Origin of the sequence: Brachybacterium hainanense, assembly GCF_042434575.1 — a bacterium.
In the GTDB taxonomy this organism is placed as follows: domain Bacteria; phylum Actinomycetota; class Actinomycetes; order Actinomycetales; family Dermabacteraceae; genus Brachybacterium; species Brachybacterium hainanense.
Genome location: NZ_JBHLSV010000031.1, coordinates 24083 through 41185, shown reverse-complemented (window position 1 = coordinate 41185; position 17103 = coordinate 24083). Strand labels below are relative to the sequence as shown.

Below are 17103 nucleotides of genomic sequence, written 5' to 3'. Positions count from 1 at the left end.
TGACGGCCGCGTCGACGGCGGCGGCATCGGCCGGGAGGACCCGGGCAGGGAGACCTGCGGGGTCGGCGGCCTCGCGCAGACGGCGGGCCGCCTGCTGCACGTCGGCGCGGCCTCGCAGCGTCGCCGCGTCCCGGGCGCGCGCGATCCTCCGCAGCCGGGAGCGCAGCTCCTCGATCCCCTCCCCCGTCTGCGCGGAGACACCGAGGACCTCGACGTCCGCGAGCCCGTCACGGCGCAGGATCGCCGCGAAGGAGGCGAGGACGCCGGCCCGCTCGCCAGGACGGATCAGGTCGACCTGGTTGAGGACCGCGAGGGTCACGGCCTCATGGCCGGCGAAGGGCGCGACGAAGTCGCGGTGCAGGACGGCATCGGCGTACTTCTGCGGATCGGTGACCCAGACGATCACGTCGACGAGGCCGGTCATCCGCTCGGCGACCGCCCGGTTCCCCCGCTCGACCGAGTCGAGGTCCGGGAGGTCCAGCAGGATGATCCCGCCGCCCTCCGCCTCGCCCGCCAGCGAGCTCTCCCCAACCAGCACATGGCGGTCCCCGACCTCCAGCCAGTCCAGGAGCTCCTCCGCGCCGTCCTCGCCGACGATCGCGGCCACCGGGGCCGCTGTCGTCGGGCGCCGCACCGCGGCGCGGGTGATCTGCTGACCCACCAGGGCGTTGACCAGAGAGGACTTGCCGGATCCGGTCGCACCGAAGACGCCGACCACGGTGTGCTCGGCCGAGAGCGTCCGTCGGCGCCGTCCGCGGGCGAGGACGTCGCGGGCATGGGCCAGGGCCGAGGCAGGAGCGATCTGATCCATCGACTCCGCCGCCCGCCCGAGGGCCGCGGCGAGCTCCGGGAGGGCGGGGGCGGCGCGGCGCCGGCTCATCGGCTCTCCCCCTGCGACGTCCGCGGGTCGCCCAGACGGGCGGCGAGCGCCTCCAGGCGCGCGGCATCGGTGCGCAGCTGCTCGGCGCCCGTGCCCGCGGGCTCCTCCGCGAGGCGATCGCGGAACACCTCCGCCCGAGAGCCGATGAGCTCGTCCAGCCGGGATGCCAGGCTCTCCCTCGCGGTGCGGGCCAGGCGCCGTACGGCCTCGTCCCCGAAGATCGTCTCGAGCAGCTTCTGGCCCAGCACGGCGGTCGCCGCCCCTGCTCCGACCTCCAGGCCCGTGGGGATGAAGGCCGTGGAGGCGAAGACGACGACCATGAGCGCCACGCCGACCGCGTTCACGCCGAGCGAGAGGATGCGCGCCTTGGCACGCCGGTCCGCGCCCTCCGCGCGGACCAGCTCGAGCACATCGCCCTGCCAGGCGCGGACCGCGGCGGAGGCGCGGGCGGCGAGATCATCGGGCAGACGGGCGAGATCGCGGCCCTCGAGGAGCATCCTCCCCGAGGCGGTCGCGCGCCAGGCGGCCTCGGCCTGCTCCGCCGCGCGCCCGGTCTCGTCGAGGACGACCTGCACGAGACCGGACTCGAGGGCGTTCTCCGCCGCGATCGCCGGCGCCGGCTCGCTGCGCAGCATCCGCACCACCCGATCCCGCACCCGCCCCACCGCCGTCTCCAGACCGCGGATCAGCTCACCGGTGCCGACCACGTCCTGCCAGCGGGCGAGCACCTCGCCGCGCAGCAGGGAGCCGTCCCCCATCACCTGGTCGATGCGCTCGCGGGCCGCGGCGAAGGCCACGGCGACCTCCTCCCCGAGGCGCGCCCGCTGCTCCTCCTGGGCGGCGACCTGCTCCGCGATCTGCCGGGCGGACACGGCGAGAGCGCCGATCGCCCCGGCGAGAGTGCGCCGCGCGATCACGACGCGGGAGACCGAGTCCCGGGCGAGATCGTCGATGAAGCCGCGGATCTCCGCGGAGGCGGCGGGGGGAAGCATGCCGTCGGCGTCCAGCGCGGACTCCTCGACGAGGAACAGCGGCGAGTCCTCGAGGCCATCGGCGGCGAGGAGGGTCCGCAGATCCGCGGCGAGCTCCTCGGCGACCCCGGGGCGCGGCGGGATCCGGTTCATGACCACGGCGACGGTCACGTCCCGGGCGGCCGCCGTCCGCAGCACCTCCCAGGGCACGGCATCGGCGTAGCGGTTGGCGGTGGTGACGAACAGCCACAGGTCCGCGGCGCGCAGCAGCTGCCGGGCGAGCTCGCGGTTGCCGCTCGAGACCGAGTCGATGTCCGGGGCGTCCAGCAGCGCGATGCCGCGGCCGATGGCCGTGCTGGGCGCGAGGGCGAGGCTGGTCGCGGCCGCCTCGTCCCCGGCGGCCGCGGGGACGGGCGCGGAGGCGTCCGCGCCCGCGACAGCGTCCGCGGAGCCCTCGCTCACCCGCGCGAGCCCCGGCAGGATCCGGGGCCCCTCGAACCACGCCGCATCCTCGGGGTGGTGCATCAGCACCGGGCGCCGGGTGGTGGGGCGGATCGCGCCCGCCCGGCTGACGGCCCGTCCCACGAGCGAGTTGACGAGGGTGGACTTGCCGGCGCCCGTCGAGCCGCCGATCACCACCAGCAGCGGGGCATGGAGCGACTCCAGGCGCGGGCGCACATGGTCCGCAAGCTGGGACAGGGCCGCGTCGACGTCCCCGCGACCCTCCTGCGCCCCGTCGAGCGGGAATGGCAGCCGCACGCCGCGCAGATCGTCCGCGAGAGCGTCGAGCGCGGTCGGGTCCGGGGCCGAGGGGTCATCGGTGGTCATGGCGTCATTGTGACAGCCCCACCCCGCACCGGCGGCCGGAGCGGAGACGATCAGTCCCGTCAGCGTCGACCGATCGCCACCGCACCCGCCTGCGGGGGCTCTCGTGCCTCGAACCACCTCCGGCCGGAGCGGAGACGATCAGTCCCGTCAGCGTCGACCGATCGCCACCGCACCCGCCTGCGGGGGCTCTCGTGCCTCGAAACACCTCCGGCCGGAGCGGAGACGATCAGTCCAGGAACGGGTCGAGGCCCCATTCGGGGAAGGCGCTGCGACGGGCGGCCTGCACGGCCCGGTCCAGATCGTCCTGCGGATCGTAGCCGCCGATCCAGGGACGCGGCGCGAGCGCCCGTCCGTCGCCGAAGGTCTCGCCGATCCGCGCCTCCCCCAGCCCCATCGTCCCCAGCAGCCGCCGCGCCCCGGCGAGATACTCCGGCGGCAGCGGTGCCGCCGGGTCGAGGGGCTCGCCGGTCGCGACCGCGAGCAGATGCGTCCAGGAGCGGGGCACCACGTCGAAGACCGAGTAGCCCCCGCCGCCCAGCGCGAGCCAGCGTCCACCGGTGTGGGCATCGGCCATCTCGCGCATGAGGATCATGGCCTCCCGCTGCGCCTCGAGGCTCACGCGCAGGTCCGCCAGCGGATCGCTCCGGTGCGTGTCCGCCCCGTGCTGGGTGACCAGCAGCGTGGGCCGCACCGCCGCGACCAGCGGCGGGATCACGGCGCCGAGGGCGCGCAGCCAGCCGTCCGCGTCGGTGCGCGGCGGAAGCGGCAGGTTCACGGCCGTGCCGAGCGCTCCTGCCCCGCCCTGGTCCTGCACGAAGCCGGTGCCCGGGAACAGGTGCTCCCCGGACTCGTGGACCGACAGGGTGACGGCCCGCGGCTCGTCCCACAGGGCCCGCTCGACGCCGTCGCCGTGGTGGACGTCCAGATCGATGTAGAGGACGCGCTCCTCCCCGGCCCGCAGGGCATGCGTGATCGCGACGGCCGCATCGTTGTAGACGCAGAATCCCGCGGCCTGCGAGGGGCGGGCGTGATGCATGCCGCCCGCGAAGTTGACGGCCCGCGTCACGAGACCCGCGCGGATCGCGTCGACGGCCTCGATCGAGCCGCCGACGATCCGGGCGCTCGCCTCGTGCATGCCCGGGAAGGCGGGCACGTCCTCCCCGCCGATCCCGAAGCCGATCAGCTCATCGGCCGCGGGGAGCGCCTCCGGGCTCGAGGCGCGCCGCACGGCCGCGATGTACGCGCGGTCGTGGACCAGCCCCAGCTCCTCGTCGGAGGCGACGCCGGGGACGAGCAGGCGCACCCCGGGACGGTCCAGCACGCCGGTGCTGCGGGCCAGCAGCTCCGTGAGCTGCAACCGGATCGGCGACATGGGGTGCAGGGGGCCGAAGTCGTAAGCCAGCAGGGACGGGTCCCATACCACCGCGGTGCCGTCGGGGACGGGGGCCAGCGCGTCGGAGCTCATGGGCCGAGCGTACCCAGCCGTCGACCGGGCCGCTCATCGGACCCGCCTGCGGGACGCCGCCTCCTCCCGCGCACCGGGACCTCGTAGACTTCGCGCGGAGCACAGGGAGCCGCCGGCCCCCGAGGAAGGCGAGGCATGAGCGAGCACCAGACGCGCGAGGCCCCCGGGGGCCCGTTCGCGCGCACGGCGCGCCTGCTGACGCGGGCCGGGACCGCGGCCCGGGCGCGGATCCGCCGGATGGTCGGCTCGGCGGCGCGCTCCTCCTCCTCGCGGCTGGCGCTGCTGGTGTTCACCGCGATCATCGGCCTGTTCACGGCGCTGCTGTCCCTGCCCGTCGCGACCACGGACGGCACGCGCACCCCCTTCGTCGACGCGCTGTTCACCGCCGTCTCCGCGACCACGGTGACCGGGCTGGTCACCGTCGACACGGGCACGCACTGGTCGACCTTCGGGCTGGTCGTGATCATGATCTCGATGAAGGTGGGCGGTCTGGGCGTGCTGACCCTCGCCTCCCTGCTGGGGCTGTCGGTGAGCCGGCAGATGGGTCTGGCGCAGAGGGTCATCACGGCCTCGGAGACGCGCGCGGAGAAGCTCGCGGAGGTCGGCTCGGTGCTGCGCACCATCGTCATCACCTCGACGTCCTTCGAGCTGCTGACCTTCCTGGCGCTGACCCCGTTCATGATCGCGAACGAGCACCCCCTCGGGGAATCGCTGTTCTTCGGCATGTTCTATGCAGTCAGCGCCTTCAACAACGGGGGCTTCGTCCCGGAGGCGGCGGGCACGGCGCAGTATCTGGCCGACCCGTACTTCTCGGTCCCGATCGCGACCGCGGTCTTCGTCGGCTCCCTCGGCTTCCCCGTGATCCTCGTGCTGGTCGGCAAGTGGCGCACGCCGCGGAAGTGGTCGCTGCATGCGAAGCTGACGCTCGCGACATCGGGGATCCTGTTCCTCGCCGGCTTCGTGGTCCACCTGGTGATGGAGTGGTCGAACCCGGCGACGCTGGGACCCCACGACATCGGCACGAAGGTCCTCGCCTCCGCCTTCGCCGCCGTCATGCCCCGCTCGGGCGGACTCTCGACCCTCGACATCGGCGCCCTGCACAACGAGACGCAGCTGTTCACGGACCTGCTCATGTTCATCGGGGGCGGCTCCGGCTCGACCGGCGGCGGCATCAAGGTGACGACCTTCGCGCTGCTGATCCTCGCGCTGGTCGCGGAGGCGCGCGGCGACCGGGATGTCGAGGTGTTCCGGCGCAGCATCCCGCAGGAGACGATCCGGCAGGCGATCGGCGTGCTGTTCATGAGCGCCGCGGTCGTGTTCGTGGCGACCTTCGTGATGCTCCGGATCACGCCCTTCGCCCTCGAATCGGTGCTGTTCGAGGTGCTGTCGGCCTTCGGCACGGTGGGGCTGAGCATGGGGATCACCGGCGACCTGGGCACGGCCGGCAAGTACGTGCTCGTCGCCTGTATGTATGTGGGACGGATCGGTCCGATGTCCCTGGGCGCCGCTCTCGCCCTGCGCTCCCGGACCCGGATGGTGCACCTCCCCGAGGAGCGTCCGATCGTCGGCTGATCCCTGCCCTGGTGTACCGTTCCGTAGCGGACCGGACGGAGGAGGACACGTGGGAGATCGCAGCGTCGGGCGCAGCGGCGTGCTCGTCATCGGCCTGGGCCGCTTCGGCGCCTCGATCGCGCTGACCCTCGAGTCCCTGGGCACCGACGTCCTGGCGATGGACACCCGTCGTGACCTGGTCCAGGAGTTCTCGGGTCGGCTCACCCACGTCGTCGAGGCGGACGCCACGCAGATGGACGCCCTCGCGCAGGTGGGGGCCGCGGACTTCTCGGTCGCCGTCGTCGGGGTCGGCTCCTCCCTCGAGGACAGCGTGCTCATCACCGCGAACCTCGTCGACCTCGGCAAGCCGGTGATCTGGGCGAAGGCGATCAGCGCGCCGCACGGGAAGATCCTCGAGCGCATCGGCGCGCATCACGTGGTGTTCCCCGAGGCCGATGCCGGGCAGCGAGTCGCGCATCTGGTCAACGGCCGACTCATCGACTACATCGAGTTCGACGACGGCTTCGCGATCGTGAAGATGCACCCGCCTCGGGAGACGCAGGGCTTCACGCTCGAGGAGTCCGACATCCGCGCGAAGTACGGCGTCACCGTGGTCGGCGTGAAGTCGCCGGGCCGCGACTTCACCTATGCGACCCCGAAGACGATGGTGACCGCCCACGACCTGCTCATCGTCTCCGGGCACACCGAGCTGATCGAGCGCTTCTCCAACCGTCCCTGAGGGCAGCCGTTCCCGAACGCGTCCATCCCCTCCGCGGCGCACCGTCCGCCCGCACGGCTGACGCAGAGCCGGCTACCGGCCCCCGCCGCCCCGCCGCTGCCCGTACCTGAGGCAGATGTCAGAACACCCGGGGCCCCTGCCCGCGGATGAGGCAGAACCACGAGCGTCTGCACCATCCACGGTCACCGCCCCAGCAGCCCGACCCGCCCTGCCCGCGGATGACGCAGAACCGTGCGGGGCTGCGTCATCCACGGGCATCGCGCAACGACCATGCGCCGACCGGCGGGCCCGTTCAGGGCAGGTCGACGACCTGTCCGGCCCAGCTGAACCCGCCGCCGAAGCCCAGCAGCAGCGCCGTGTCCCCGCTGCTCACACGCCCCTCGGCCCGCAGCTTCGCCATGGCGAGGGGGATCGTCGCCGCGGAGGTGTTGCCGGAGACGATCACGTCGTCGGCCACGACGGCGTCCTCGCGCAGGTCGAGTGCGGCGGCGAGCGGCTCGATCATCCGCAGGTTCGCCTGGTGCGGGATGAACACGTCGATGTCGGACATGTCCAGGCCCGCATCGGCCACGACGCGCCGGGCGATCACCGGGGCCTGGCGCAGCCCCCAGCCCAGCACCTTGCGCCCCTCCTGGGAGAAGCTCCCGCTGGGCGGGCCGATGCGCACCGCGTCGGCGAGGCTCGGCTCGGTGCCCCACACGACCGGGGACACGCCCGAGCGCTCGGCCGGGCGAAGCACCGCCGCCCCCGCCCCGTCGCCGACGAGGATGCACGTGGTGCGATCGGTGTAGTCGGTGACGGCGGAGAGCTTCTCCGCGCCGATCACGAGGCTCGTGCTCGAGGCACCGGTGCGCAGGGACTGGTCCGCGATCGCGAGGGCATGCTCGAAGCCGGAGCAGGCCGCTCCGACCTCGAAGGCGACGGGGCTGCTCATGCCGAGGGCCTCGGCGACGCGTCCGGCCGCGCTCGGGGAGCGCTCATCGTTCGAGCAGGTCGCGACGATCACCTGGGTGACCTCGGAGGCGTCGACTCCGGCATCGGCCAGCGCCATCCGCGCGGCCTGCGCGGACATGCTGGCGACGGTGTCGTCCTCCCCGGCGATCCGGCGGGTGACGATGCCAGTGCGCTGGCGGATCCACTCATCGCTGGTCTCCACCATCGCCTCGAGCTCCTGGTTGGTCAGGACGCGCTCGGGCTGGAAGAAGCCGGTGCCGATGATGCGGCTGCCGGGCTGGTCGCGGAAGGTCATGGCGGCTGAGGTCCTCTCGTTCACGCGCCGGTCATGGCGCGGGACTTGGCGGCCGCGGCGTCCATCGCCGCGGCGATGCCGGCGCGGACGCCGGCGCGGTCGAGGGCCGCCACCCCTTCGGCCGTGGTGCCGCCCGGGCTGGAGACGGCGGCGCGGGCGAGCGCGGGATGCTCGCCCGTGCTCTGCACGAGGGTCGCGGCGCCGCGCACGGTCTGCTCGACCATGCGGGTGGCGAGATCGCGGGTCAGGCCCTGGCGCACGGCCTCGTCGATCATCGCCTCCATCACGTAGAGCACGAAGGCGGTGTTGCTGCCGGCGGCACCGATGACGGCGTGGACCTGGTCCTCGCGGACCTCCTCGACGAGGCCGGAGGCGGCGAGCAGCTGCCGGGCGAGCTCTCGCTGCTCGTCCGGGACGGTGTCGGCGTGCATGAGGGCGGTGACCCCCTCCCCCACGGCCATCGGCGTGTTCGGCATGGCGCGGGTCAGCAGCGGGATCCCGGGGAGCTCCTCGGCGAGGGCGGCGAGAGTGAGCCCGGTGATCAGCGAGATCACGAGGGTGCGGTCCGTGAGGTGCTCGCGCACACCGGGCAGCGCGGACGCGACCTGGTACGGCTTGACCCCCAGGACGAGGACGTCCGCGCGCGCGAGGTCCTCGAGGGAGCCGGCGCGGGCGCCGAGCTTCTCGGCGGCGCGCTGCGAGGAGGCGGGGGTGGAGTTGATGAGCAGGATGTTCGCTCCCGGGACGCCGGCGGCGCGGGCGGCGGCGGCGAAGGCGCCGCCCATGCTGCCCGCGCCGAGCATCACGAGGGTCAGGGAGCTGAGGTCACGGTCGGTCGGGGAATCCATGGGGTCACAGTACGGCGCACAGCTGGGCGGCGCAGGTCAGCGTCCGTTTCCCCAGTGCGGGGGGACGTCACGGGTGATGCGGGCGTCGTCGGAGGACCCGGAGGTCTCGACGTCGCGGGAGTCGGCCTCCGCGCAGTCGGGGATGAGGGGGCGATCCACCGCGCCCGGGCCGGGCACCGGGGCCTGCGACTCCTCGTCCCAGGGGATCGGCTCGCCCGTGAGAGAGGAGATGACCACGCGGCCCCGCCTCGTGCTCACTGGCGCTCCTGGAAGCGGCGGATGGCGCTGGAGACGGACACGTCCAGCAGCACCGATCGCTGCTCGAAGCCGAGGAAGCCGCGCACCTCCGCGGCCAGCTGGTCCTCGAGACGGGCGCGCCCATCGGAGCAGATGTACTCGACGACCTGGTCGAAGTCCTCGCTCGCGTAGAAGGACAGCGGATGCCCGGCCACGATCTGCGGACGCGGGAGCCGGTGCCGCACGGTCGCGGCCCCCTGCGAGGTGGTGCGGTCCCCGTCCGCGCGCAGCTGGGCGAGGGTCCGGTCGACGGACCTGCGGATCCGCTCAGCCTCCCCCTCGGGGTCGATGAACATGGCCCAGGACCAGACGCGCTCGGTCGCCCATCCCCCGGCCTCGAGCCGCTCGGCCCGCAGGCGGTCCCGCTCGCGCTGGCTGCGGGTGCTCACGTAGCGGTCGCCGTCGGTGTCGACGGCGACGAGGAACCGGCCCGGCAGGTCCTTGTGGCCCAGCACGAGCTCGATGCGGTCCTCGGTGAGGCCGAAGTCCGCCTCGACGTTGACGCCCAGGCGCCACAGCCGGTCGGCGAGGTCGCCGAGCAGGGCGTCGGTCTCGAGGACTCGGCGCACCGGGGCGGCGACATCCTGCACGGGCTCGGACTCCGCGGCATCCCCGGACTCCGCGGCATCGGCCTCCGCGTCATCGCCGGCATCGGCGTCATCTCCGGCCTCCGCGGCTTCTGCGTCGTCCGGTGTGCCCGCGGCCTCCCCCGCGTCCTCGGATCCGTCCTCGTCGTGGGGCTCGTCGGCGCGCTCGGTCGGCGGCTCGTCCGATTCCTCCGGCTCGGCGCCCTCCGCGCTCCCCGGCTCCGGGGTCGCCGTGTCCTCCGCGTCGTCGGTGTCGTCGTCGGTGTCCTCGGAGGCGAGCGCCGCTTCGATCTGGGCGTCCAGCTCCTCGTCGGTGAGCTGGCGCGGCTCCTGCGCATCGTCCGCATCCGCTGCGGATCCGCCGCGGCTCGCGCCGACCCAGGTGCGCCCGGGCTCGGCCTGCTCGGCATCGCCGGCGGCCTCGACCATGTCATCGGGAAGCCCGCGCAGCACCCGCAGCAGGGAGCGGAGATCCCGCGCGCCGTCGGTGCGCAGCCGGACCGGGTCGAGATCCTCGGAGGTGATCGAGGAGACCACGCTCGTGCGGCCGCGGGCCCGGGTGATGACGGAGGCGAGGGCCTTGCGGCCGTCCGGGCCCGACAGGGGCCCGAAGCGGTGCAGCAGCCGGCCGTGCGGCGTCTTCCCGAAGCCGATCGACACGATCACGTCGTCCCGGACGATGCCGGTGGCCTGCGAGGCCGGCAGCACGGCGAAGAACTCCCGGGCGCTCGCGTCGAAGAAGGAGCGCAGCTCGGGGACGACGGAGACGGTGGACATGACCCGCTCCATCACCCGCCGGGCGTGCTCGGCGGTGAGGGTCAGCACCGCGAGGGAGCGCTCGGGGCGGGTGCGGGCGTGCTCGATCACGAGATCGGTCACGCGCCGCAGCTCCGCCTCGGTGCTCTCCACGTACTCGGAGCCCGCGGTCACGGGACCGCGCCCGTTCTCCACGAGGACCAGGCGGTCCGGTTCGATCCCGAAGGGGCTGGGGACCGCGAGGATCGCGGGCATGGGGCTGCGCCGCTGGGCGAAGGCGCGCAGGCCCTCGGTCGCGGGGCGGGTGTCGCGGCGCAGGGGCCGGTGCGCGGCGATCCGGAGCATGTCGTCCAGCAGCACGGGACCGTCATGGCCCGCATACTCCAGCGGATCGCCGATGACCACGGTCTGCCGGGCACGGCCGATCGCGCTGAGCGCCGCCGCCGTGGGGAGGCGCCCGCCGTCGGCGACGATGACGACGTCGAAGTGCCGGCCGCGCGGCACGATCTGCGGGACCAGGTACGGGGAGGCCAGCCAGGTGGGCCGCGCCTGGAACAGGATGTCCTCGTACTTCGCGGCCAGATCGCGCACGGAGATGGTCGCCGAGCGGGCGAGCTCCGCGATCGCGGCCCGCGAGGTGTCCGGGAAGGCCTTCATGGTCTCGACGAGGGCGGCGTCGGCGGCGGCGCGCACCCGCTGGGGGGCCGTGGAGAGATGCTCGATGTCCAGGCGCCGGAAACGGTCCGCGACCTGCGACAGGGAGGCGCCGTCGTACTGCGAGATCGTGGGCTCCGCGGCGGCGATGAGCTCGAGGACGCTCGACCACCAGGACAGCTCGAGCTCCGATTCGACCGAGCTCGCCCGGACTCCGCGCTCGCGCAGGTCCTCGAGCAGCTCGCCGAGGCCGTCGAAGCGCAGACGGCGCTCGAGGGTCGTGCGCCGCGGCAGGTCCTCCAGGTCGTCGCGGTCGGCGTGGAGCCGCTCCAGGCGGTCCGCGAGGGCGTCGACGTCGGTGACGGGGAGGTCGGTGCCCTCCGGGGTGCCCTCGAGCAGCACGGCCAGCTCGTCGAGCGCGGTCTCGAGGGATTCCGCGGCCCGATGCGCCTGGGCGAGCGCGCTCGGGGCGGCGGGCACCGCGTCCGGGCTGGCCGCGGCGCGGCGCCAGCGGTCGCGCACCGTCTGCACGTCCTGCAGGGCGGCGTGCAGGTCCGGGGACAGCGAGGCCGGCCGCTGCAGGGAGGCGGCGCGTCGCCGCAGCGCCCGGCGGGTCCGCCAGCCCAGCTCGACGCCGTGCTCGAGGCGCCACTGCTTGGTGCCGGTCGCGGCGATCATGTCCTCGAGCTGCGCGTCGAACACGTCGACGTGGAAGACGGCGAGGACCTGCCGGACCCGTTCCAGGACGCGGATGCGCCCGGCCAGCTCCTCGAGGGTCCGCGCGTCCTCGAGGCCGAGCTCGGATCCGGTCGCGGCGATCGCCTCGCGCACGGCCGGCAGGAGCGTGTCGCGCAGGTGCTCGACGAGGGCGAGTGCGCGCTGCGCCTGGGTGTCGGAGCTGATGGAGGCGCCGAACCAGGTGGTGTCCTCGGGGCCGATGCTGAGCAGTCCGACCTCGGCGGACTCCTGCAGGGCCCGCACGAAGTCGGCCCGAGCGGAGCCGATCATGCGTGCGGCGACCTCGGCCGGGAGCTTCACGGTCGTGCGGGGCATAGGGCGCATCCGGGTGAGCCGGGCGAGCTCCGACATGGCGTCGTGGGCAGAGACCCCCCACGGCTCCTGGATGCGGTGCATCGCCTCGACGTGCCCGGTGAGGGTCTCGCGGGCGGCGGCCAGCTCCTCGGGCTCCTCCGGCTCCACGGGGGCCAGGACGCTGCCGGCACCCCGCAGGCTCTGCAGCAGCGCGGCGGAGGCGTTGCGCTGCAGGGAGGGATCCGGCGACAGGTCGAAGAGCAGGTCGCCGAGCCCGCGGGCCTCCGCATCGGCCACCAGGCGGGAGAGATGGCGCCGCCGCTGGGAGACGATCAGGACGGTGCGCCCGCGGGAGTTGAGCTCCGCGGCGAGGTCGACGACGAGGTCGAGGACCTCCGCGCCCGGCGGCGTGGTCAGCGCCAGATGCGCACCGCCGAGGACATGCTCGAGGACCTCGTGGCGGTCCGGGTCGACCGCGGCGACGAGCTCGTCCTCGGGGACGGGAACGGGCTGGGAGTCCGCGGCCACGAGCGCCTTCTGCGCCTCGGGATCGCCGGCGAGGGCGGCGACGAGGTCGTGGTCGGTCCATTCGGCGCGATCGGCGGCGAGGTCCTCGGCGAGCGGGCCTGCGGCGTCCATGAGGTTGCCGACGACGAGGGCATGGCTGACGCGGAAGCCCGGCAGGGGCTCGCCGAGGGCGCGGAAGGCGTCCAGGACCGGGTTGGGATCGAAGCCGTAGGGCCCGTCGGTGGTGGCGAGCAGGGCGCGGCTGTCGACCGCGACCCCGGACTCGCGCAGGGCGCGCAGCAGGACCGGGTTCAGCTCGACGGTCGCGTCGAGGTCGAGGTCGACGTCCTCGCGGGCGTTGCCGCGCAGCCGCAGCGTGATGGGGCGCACGAGCACGGGGGCGTGCAGGGGACGTCCGCCCTCGACCGGCACCCAGGTCGCCTCGCCGATGCCCAGATGGCAGGTCGTCAGGCCGATCTCCTCGGCCTGGCGCTCCGCGGTCTCCCGGATCGCCCGCGCGTGGGCGCGGGCGTCGGCGAGCGCGCCGACCTCCCGCACCAGGGAGGACAGTCGCGTGGGGCCGCGCCCGGCGAGCAGCTGGGCGAGGCCCGAGGGATGCGAGTGGGAGAGGTCCAGGACGTGGTCGCCGGCGCGCATGTGCGTGAGGAAGGACGGGCCGCGGGTGGTGCCCGTGATCTCGAGCGACCAGCGGTCCAGGGCGTCGCCGACCCGGTCGGCGCGGCTCAGCGGGGCGAAGTGACGCAGACGCGGGGGGACGTCGTCCTCCTCCTGCTCCGGGGCGATGTGCGGGAGGGCGGGTCCGCTGCGGTGGCGGACGGCGTACTCGACGTCGGCCTCGGGTCGTGCGGGGACGGCGCGGCGGGTCCCCGGCTCCGCGGGCGAAGGCGGGGAGGCGGCCGTGCCGGAGTCCGTGGGGGACGGCGATGCGGGGGACGCCGGGGAGGCGGGGGTCCCTGCGGAGATCGAGCTCGCGGGGCTCTCAGCGCGGTGCGGCGCACCGCCCTCCGCCGGGGCGGGCGCGGAGCCCGAGCTGCTCTGACCGTCCGACCGGGCCGAGGGGGCGGACCGCCCCGTCAGCTTCCTCGCGCGCCGCTTCTTCCACATGGCTCGACGGTACCGTTCCCGGCGCCGTCCCCGCGTCAGGCACGACCGACGCCGAGCTCACACCTCGTGCAGCCGCACCGAGGTGTCGGAGAGGTGGCGGCGCATGCCGGGATCGAGCTCCCCGGCGATCACCAGATCCGTGAGCGCTCCGACGGGGCAGATCCCCGCGAGCGCGCGCTGGCCGATCTTGTCCGCGGTCGCGAGACCCACGACGCGGCGGGAATGGCCGATCATCGTCCGGGTCACCCCGGCCTCCGCATCGGAGTGACAGGTCAGCCCGGCCTGGACGTCCAGGCCGATCATGCCGACGAACATGATGTCCAGCCACAGGTCGCGCATCGTCGCGGTGGCCATCGGCCCGGTGAGCTCGAAGGAGTGCGGCTCGGCCACGCCGCCCAGCACGACCGTGCGGATCGCGGGGCGCAGCACGGCATCGATGGCGATGTTGAGGGCGGCGCAGACCACGGTCAGGCCGGGTCGGCCGTCGCGCGAGTCCATGTCGGGGCGGGCGACGACGGTGCGGGCCGTCGCGGTCGTCGAGCGGCCGCCGTTGAAGCCGACGATCTGGCCGGGCTGGACGAGGGTCGCGGCGAAGTCGGAGACTCGCTCGCGCGCATCGGCGCCCTCGTCCCCGGCTCGGCTGTTGATCGCCAGGGAGTAGGCCACATCGATCGCCACGATCCCGCCGTGGGTGCGGCGTGCGAGCTGGGCGCGCTCCATCTCGACGAAGTCCCGGCGGACCGTGGACTCGCTGATCGACAGCTCCTCGGCGACCTCGCTGACGCCCAGCCGCTTGTCCCGCGCGAGCATGGCGAGCACGTGATCCCACCTCGAGCTCTTGTCCAGCATTCCGCGTCCTTCCGCCGGCGTGCCCTCCGATCCTCCAGTATGCGGGATCGAGGACGCGGGCGCCCCACTGTTGTTCGAGACCGGATCGTGACCTACGGTGGTCACGGCGGTCGATACCGACCGGTCACTTCCGACGAAGGAGAAGCCCATGAAGTTCGACGATGCACTGAACAAGGCCAAGGACCTCGCCTCCGAGAACTCCGAGCAGGTCGAGGCGGTCATCGAGACCGCGACCGAGAAGATCCAGGAGAAGACCCCCGATCAGGTCGACGGCCTCGTCGACCAGGGCGCGGACGCCGCGCGCGACCAGCTCGGCCTGGGCGGCAACTGAGCCGCCCCGAGCAGAGGAACGGCCCCCGATGCGCTCGCATCGGGGGCCGTCTCATGCCCGCTCGTGCCCGGGGCGGGACCGCCGGACGGGCTCAGTGCTGGCCGGAGGGCCCGTTCGGGTCGCGACGGCCGGCGCGCAGCGCGATGACCACGCCGATCACGACGATCGCGCCGATGCCGACGAACACCGGAAGGAGCGCGTTGGAGGTGTCGGTCGAGGCGGGTTCCGGCGTCGCCGCGGGAGCCGAGGTCTGCTCCGGCGCGGCGGTCGTCGCCTCCGCGGAGGCGGGATCCTCGGCATCGGGCCCGCCGGTCGCCGGGGCGCCGGCGCCCTCGGCGACGGAGAACGTGAACGAGTCCTCGATCGGATGGCCGTCCGAGGAGACCACGCGCCACTGGACCGTGTAGTCCCCGGCGATGAGGGGCTCCTCGAGCGGGACCGTCGCCGTGATCCCCTCGATCGTCGGGGCCTGCTCGAGGACCGTCTCTCCCGTGCCGTCGAGGATCCGCACGAGGGGGGAGACGTCCATCAGCTCCGCCGAGTAGGTCAGCGTGATCTGCTCGGGACTCGTCTCGAGCTGGGCGCCGTCGGCCGGGTCGGAGGAGACCAGGTGGTCATGGGCGAGCGCGGGGCTCGCGACGCCGAGCAGCGCGGCGAGCACGAGGACGGCCAGGCCCAGGGCGGCGAGGAGACGACGGAAGACGGAGAGGTTCGCGGTGCTCACGGCTCTGCACTCTAGATCCCGGAGCTGGGGAACTCCGGGTCGTGGGCGGCCGCGCGGGCCCGGGCCGTGGCGAGGGTCTCCGGTGTGTCGATGTCGGCCGTGACATGCCCTGGCAGGGGCACCTCGCACAGGAGCTCGTCCGGGATCCGCGCGTACAGCCGGCGCAGGCTCAGATCACGCCAGTCCCCCTCCCCGCCGCGCACCTCGTCGAGGCAGGCGCGCAGCAGCGGCAGCGGCCAGGCGGCGCACAGGAACTCGCGGTGGCCGTCCTCGACGACGGCCACGCGGACCGGCCGCATCGGAGGCGCGGCGGCGAGAGGCCGTATCGAGCGCTCGGCCGCTGCGGCGGCGGGATCCGGAGGCCCGGCGGCCCCGAGCAGCATCTCGAGCGCCCCGCGTTCCAGCAGCGGCATGTCCCCGCCCAGGACCAGCACATCGACCTCGGAGGCCGGGGCCACCGCGGCGCCGAGCAGCGCCTCGGCTTCGCGGACCCCGCGCTCGAGGGCGGCGACGGGCCCGCTGAACGGCGGGTCCTCGCGCACCGCCACGACCCCGGCGGGCACCCCGTCCCCGGGCCCGACGATGATCCGCGGACCGAGCGGAGCCGCGGCGAGCACCCGCTCGAGCGAGGACGCCCCGCCCACCGCGAGGCGGGTCTTGTCCACACCGCCCATCCGGCGCGATCGGCCGCCCGCGAGCACGATGGTGGCCGTCCGCGGATGTGGCCCGCCCGCGGGGGGCGGAGCCGGGACGTGCCGTGCGCGATCCATGCCGAGAGTTCTACCACCCCTCCCCCGGTCCCGACCGGGACCTCGGCGGCATCGGCCCCGGCGCCGGTGCATTACGATGGTCCACGGTGCGCCGCGGGTCTCCCCGCGCGAGCCGCGCCTCCGTAGCTCAGGGGATAGAGCACCGCTCTCCTAAAGCGGGTGTCGGCAGTTCGAATCTGCCCGGGGGCACTGTCCGGTGGAGCGGCCGTCCGCCACAGGCGCGGTCCGCCGCCGATAGACGCTGTCCCGACCGCCGCTCGGGCGGTCCGCTGCCCGCAGACGTTGCCCAGACGACGGAGCGGACCTCACTCTTCGCGCGTGCGTGCGTAGCGGAGGACGGTGGTTCCGCCAGGAAGAGCGGTGACATCGCTCCTCGTCCAGGCTTCGACGCCGAATGCCGCGCCACCTCCCCACAGCGGGATCCCCGCGCCGATCGTGATGGGGCTCAGCTTCACGATGAGCTCGTCGATCTCGGCTCGGAGCGCGGACGCGAGCGTCCCTCCCCCGACGAGCCAGATCCCGCGCCCCGCCTCCGCCTTCAGGGCACGGACCCGCTGGACCGGATCGGTGCGGACCAGCTCGACCTCCGCGCTCGGGAGCTGCTCGAGCGAGGTCGAGAACACCAGGTGGCGCAGATGCGGATAGGCATCCGCGACCCCGGCTGCGAGCCCGATCTCGTAGGATCTGCGCCCCTCCAGCACGGTGTCGAACTGCTCGGGTTCCCCGGAGATGCCGAGGGCCTCCCGGGCGGCGACCGGCAGCGTCTCCGGATACGCCGAGGCGAGGAATGCGATGTAGTCATCGGTGACCGGCCAGAACCCGCCGGGACCGGACGGGTCGCTCCCGTCGGGTCCGGCGATGAAGCCGTCCACGGTCGCCGCGACGAAGTAGGTGAGCCTGCGTTCCTCTGCCATGGTGCGCTCCTTCTCGGACTGCGCAT

14 protein-coding genes and 1 tRNA gene are annotated in these 17103 nt (G+C 73.9%); 4 read left to right on the top strand and 11 right to left on the bottom strand.

From position 1 onward, the window contains the following. The 3 genes from ACFFF6_RS18140 to ACFFF6_RS18130 all read right to left on the bottom strand — a co-directional run. Positions 1–880, bottom strand: an 880-nt coding sequence (locus ACFFF6_RS18140) for a GTPase family protein (protein ID WP_376982909.1), incomplete at its 3' end; no start/stop codon positions are given. Next, on the bottom strand, positions 877–2679 hold the full coding sequence (locus ACFFF6_RS18135) for a dynamin family protein (protein WP_376982908.1): 1803 nt from the start codon (positions 2677–2679) through the stop codon (positions 877–879). The genes ACFFF6_RS18135 and ACFFF6_RS18140, both read right to left, overlap by 4 nt. A gap of 226 nt (positions 2680–2905) precedes the next feature. Beyond that, complete coding sequence (locus ACFFF6_RS18130; protein WP_376982907.1) at positions 2906–4144, bottom strand: acetoin utilization protein AcuC; 1239 nt, start codon at positions 4142–4144, stop codon at positions 2906–2908. 237 nt (positions 4145–4381) lie between these two features. On the opposite strand from ACFFF6_RS18130, the gene ACFFF6_RS18125 reads away from it, so the two are divergent. Beyond that, positions 4382–5716 (top strand): TrkH family potassium uptake protein, encoded by a 1335-nt coding sequence (locus tag ACFFF6_RS18125; protein WP_376982911.1) that lies wholly within the window; start codon positions 4382–4384, stop codon positions 5714–5716. Positions 5717–5765: 49 nt separating this feature from the next. After that, a complete protein-coding gene (locus ACFFF6_RS18120; protein WP_376982906.1) occupies positions 5766–6434 on the top strand; it encodes a potassium channel family protein in 669 nt (222 codons plus the stop codon). Between the two features lie 292 nt (positions 6435–6726). On the opposite strand, the gene ACFFF6_RS18115 is transcribed toward ACFFF6_RS18120, so the two are convergent. From ACFFF6_RS18115 to ACFFF6_RS18095, 5 genes are read right to left on the bottom strand one after another with little or no spacing between them, the layout of a single operon-like run. Next, the gene (locus ACFFF6_RS18115; RefSeq protein ID WP_376982905.1) at positions 6727–7683 is read right to left on the bottom strand and encodes a beta-ketoacyl-ACP synthase III; all 957 of its coding nucleotides are present in this window, start codon (positions 7681–7683) and stop codon (positions 6727–6729) included. Between the two features lie 20 nt (positions 7684–7703). Continuing rightward, the gene (gene proC / locus ACFFF6_RS18110; RefSeq protein WP_376982904.1) at positions 7704–8531 is read right to left on the bottom strand and encodes a pyrroline-5-carboxylate reductase; all 828 of its coding nucleotides are present in this window, start codon (positions 8529–8531) and stop codon (positions 7704–7706) included. Between the two features lie 36 nt (positions 8532–8567). Continuing rightward, positions 8568–8789 carry a hypothetical protein gene (locus ACFFF6_RS18105; RefSeq protein ID WP_376982903.1) on the bottom strand — a complete coding sequence of 74 codons (222 nt, stop codon included), beginning with the start codon at positions 8787–8789 and terminating at the stop codon, positions 8568–8570. Next, a complete protein-coding gene (locus tag ACFFF6_RS18100) occupies positions 8786–13489 on the bottom strand; it encodes a PDDEXK-like endonuclease domain-containing protein (RefSeq protein ID WP_376982902.1) in 4704 nt (1567 codons plus the stop codon). Before ACFFF6_RS18100 ends, ACFFF6_RS18105 begins: the two co-directional genes overlap by 4 nt. A gap of 57 nt (positions 13490–13546) precedes the next feature. Next, positions 13547–14338, bottom strand: a complete 792-nt coding sequence (locus ACFFF6_RS18095) for a DeoR/GlpR family DNA-binding transcription regulator (RefSeq protein WP_376982901.1) — start codon at positions 14336–14338, stop codon at positions 13547–13549. Between the two features lie 148 nt (positions 14339–14486). Here ACFFF6_RS18095 and ACFFF6_RS18090 point away from each other — a divergent pair, with 148 nt between their 5' ends. Beyond that, complete coding sequence (locus ACFFF6_RS18090) at positions 14487–14669, top strand: antitoxin (RefSeq protein WP_376982900.1); 183 nt, start codon at positions 14487–14489, stop codon at positions 14667–14669. Between the two features lie 91 nt (positions 14670–14760). Here the strand turns inward: ACFFF6_RS18090 and ACFFF6_RS18085 are convergent, their stop codons facing one another. After that, positions 14761–15393, bottom strand: a complete 633-nt coding sequence (locus tag ACFFF6_RS18085) for a copper resistance CopC family protein (protein ID WP_376982899.1) — start codon at positions 15391–15393, stop codon at positions 14761–14763. Positions 15394–15404: 11 nt separating this feature from the next. Continuing rightward, positions 15405–16163 carry a molybdenum cofactor guanylyltransferase gene (gene mobA, locus ACFFF6_RS18080; RefSeq protein ID WP_376982898.1) on the bottom strand — a complete coding sequence of 253 codons (759 nt, stop codon included), beginning with the start codon at positions 16161–16163 and terminating at the stop codon, positions 15405–15407. Positions 16164–16279: 116 nt separating this feature from the next. On the opposite strand from mobA, the gene ACFFF6_RS18075 reads away from it, so the two are divergent. Next, positions 16280–16352, top strand: a tRNA-Arg gene (locus tag ACFFF6_RS18075). Between the two features lie 116 nt (positions 16353–16468). Here the strand turns inward: ACFFF6_RS18075 and ACFFF6_RS18070 are convergent. Then, the gene (locus tag ACFFF6_RS18070) at positions 16469–17077 is read right to left on the bottom strand and encodes a dihydrofolate reductase family protein (RefSeq protein WP_376982897.1); all 609 of its coding nucleotides are present in this window, start codon (positions 17075–17077) and stop codon (positions 16469–16471) included. Positions 17078–17103: the final 26 nt, after the last annotated feature.

Coding starts and splice junctions, on each gene's coding strand:
- ACFFF6_RS18135 (WP_376982908.1), bottom strand. CDS start 2,679: ATGACCACCGATGACCCCTCGGCCCCGGACCCGACCGCGCTCGACGCT.
- ACFFF6_RS18130 (WP_376982907.1), bottom strand. CDS start 4,144: ATGAGCTCCGACGCGCTGGCCCCCGTCCCCGACGGCACCGCGGTGGTA.
- ACFFF6_RS18125 (WP_376982911.1), top strand. CDS start 4,382: ATGGTCGGCTCGGCGGCGCGCTCCTCCTCCTCGCGGCTGGCGCTGCTG.
- ACFFF6_RS18115 (WP_376982905.1), bottom strand. CDS start 7,683: ATGACCTTCCGCGACCAGCCCGGCAGCCGCATCATCGGCACCGGCTTC.
- proC (WP_376982904.1), bottom strand. CDS start 8,531: ATGGATTCCCCGACCGACCGTGACCTCAGCTCCCTGACCCTCGTGATG.
- ACFFF6_RS18100 (WP_376982902.1), bottom strand. CDS start 13,489: ATGTGGAAGAAGCGGCGCGCGAGGAAGCTGACGGGGCGGTCCGCCCCC.
- ACFFF6_RS18095 (WP_376982901.1), bottom strand. CDS start 14,338: ATGCTGGACAAGAGCTCGAGGTGGGATCACGTGCTCGCCATGCTCGCG.
- ACFFF6_RS18090 (WP_376982900.1), top strand. CDS start 14,487: ATGAAGTTCGACGATGCACTGAACAAGGCCAAGGACCTCGCCTCCGAG.
- mobA (WP_376982898.1), bottom strand. CDS start 16,163: ATGGATCGCGCACGGCACGTCCCGGCTCCGCCCCCCGCGGGCGGGCCA.
- ACFFF6_RS18070 (WP_376982897.1), bottom strand. CDS start 17,077: ATGGCAGAGGAACGCAGGCTCACCTACTTCGTCGCGGCGACCGTGGAC.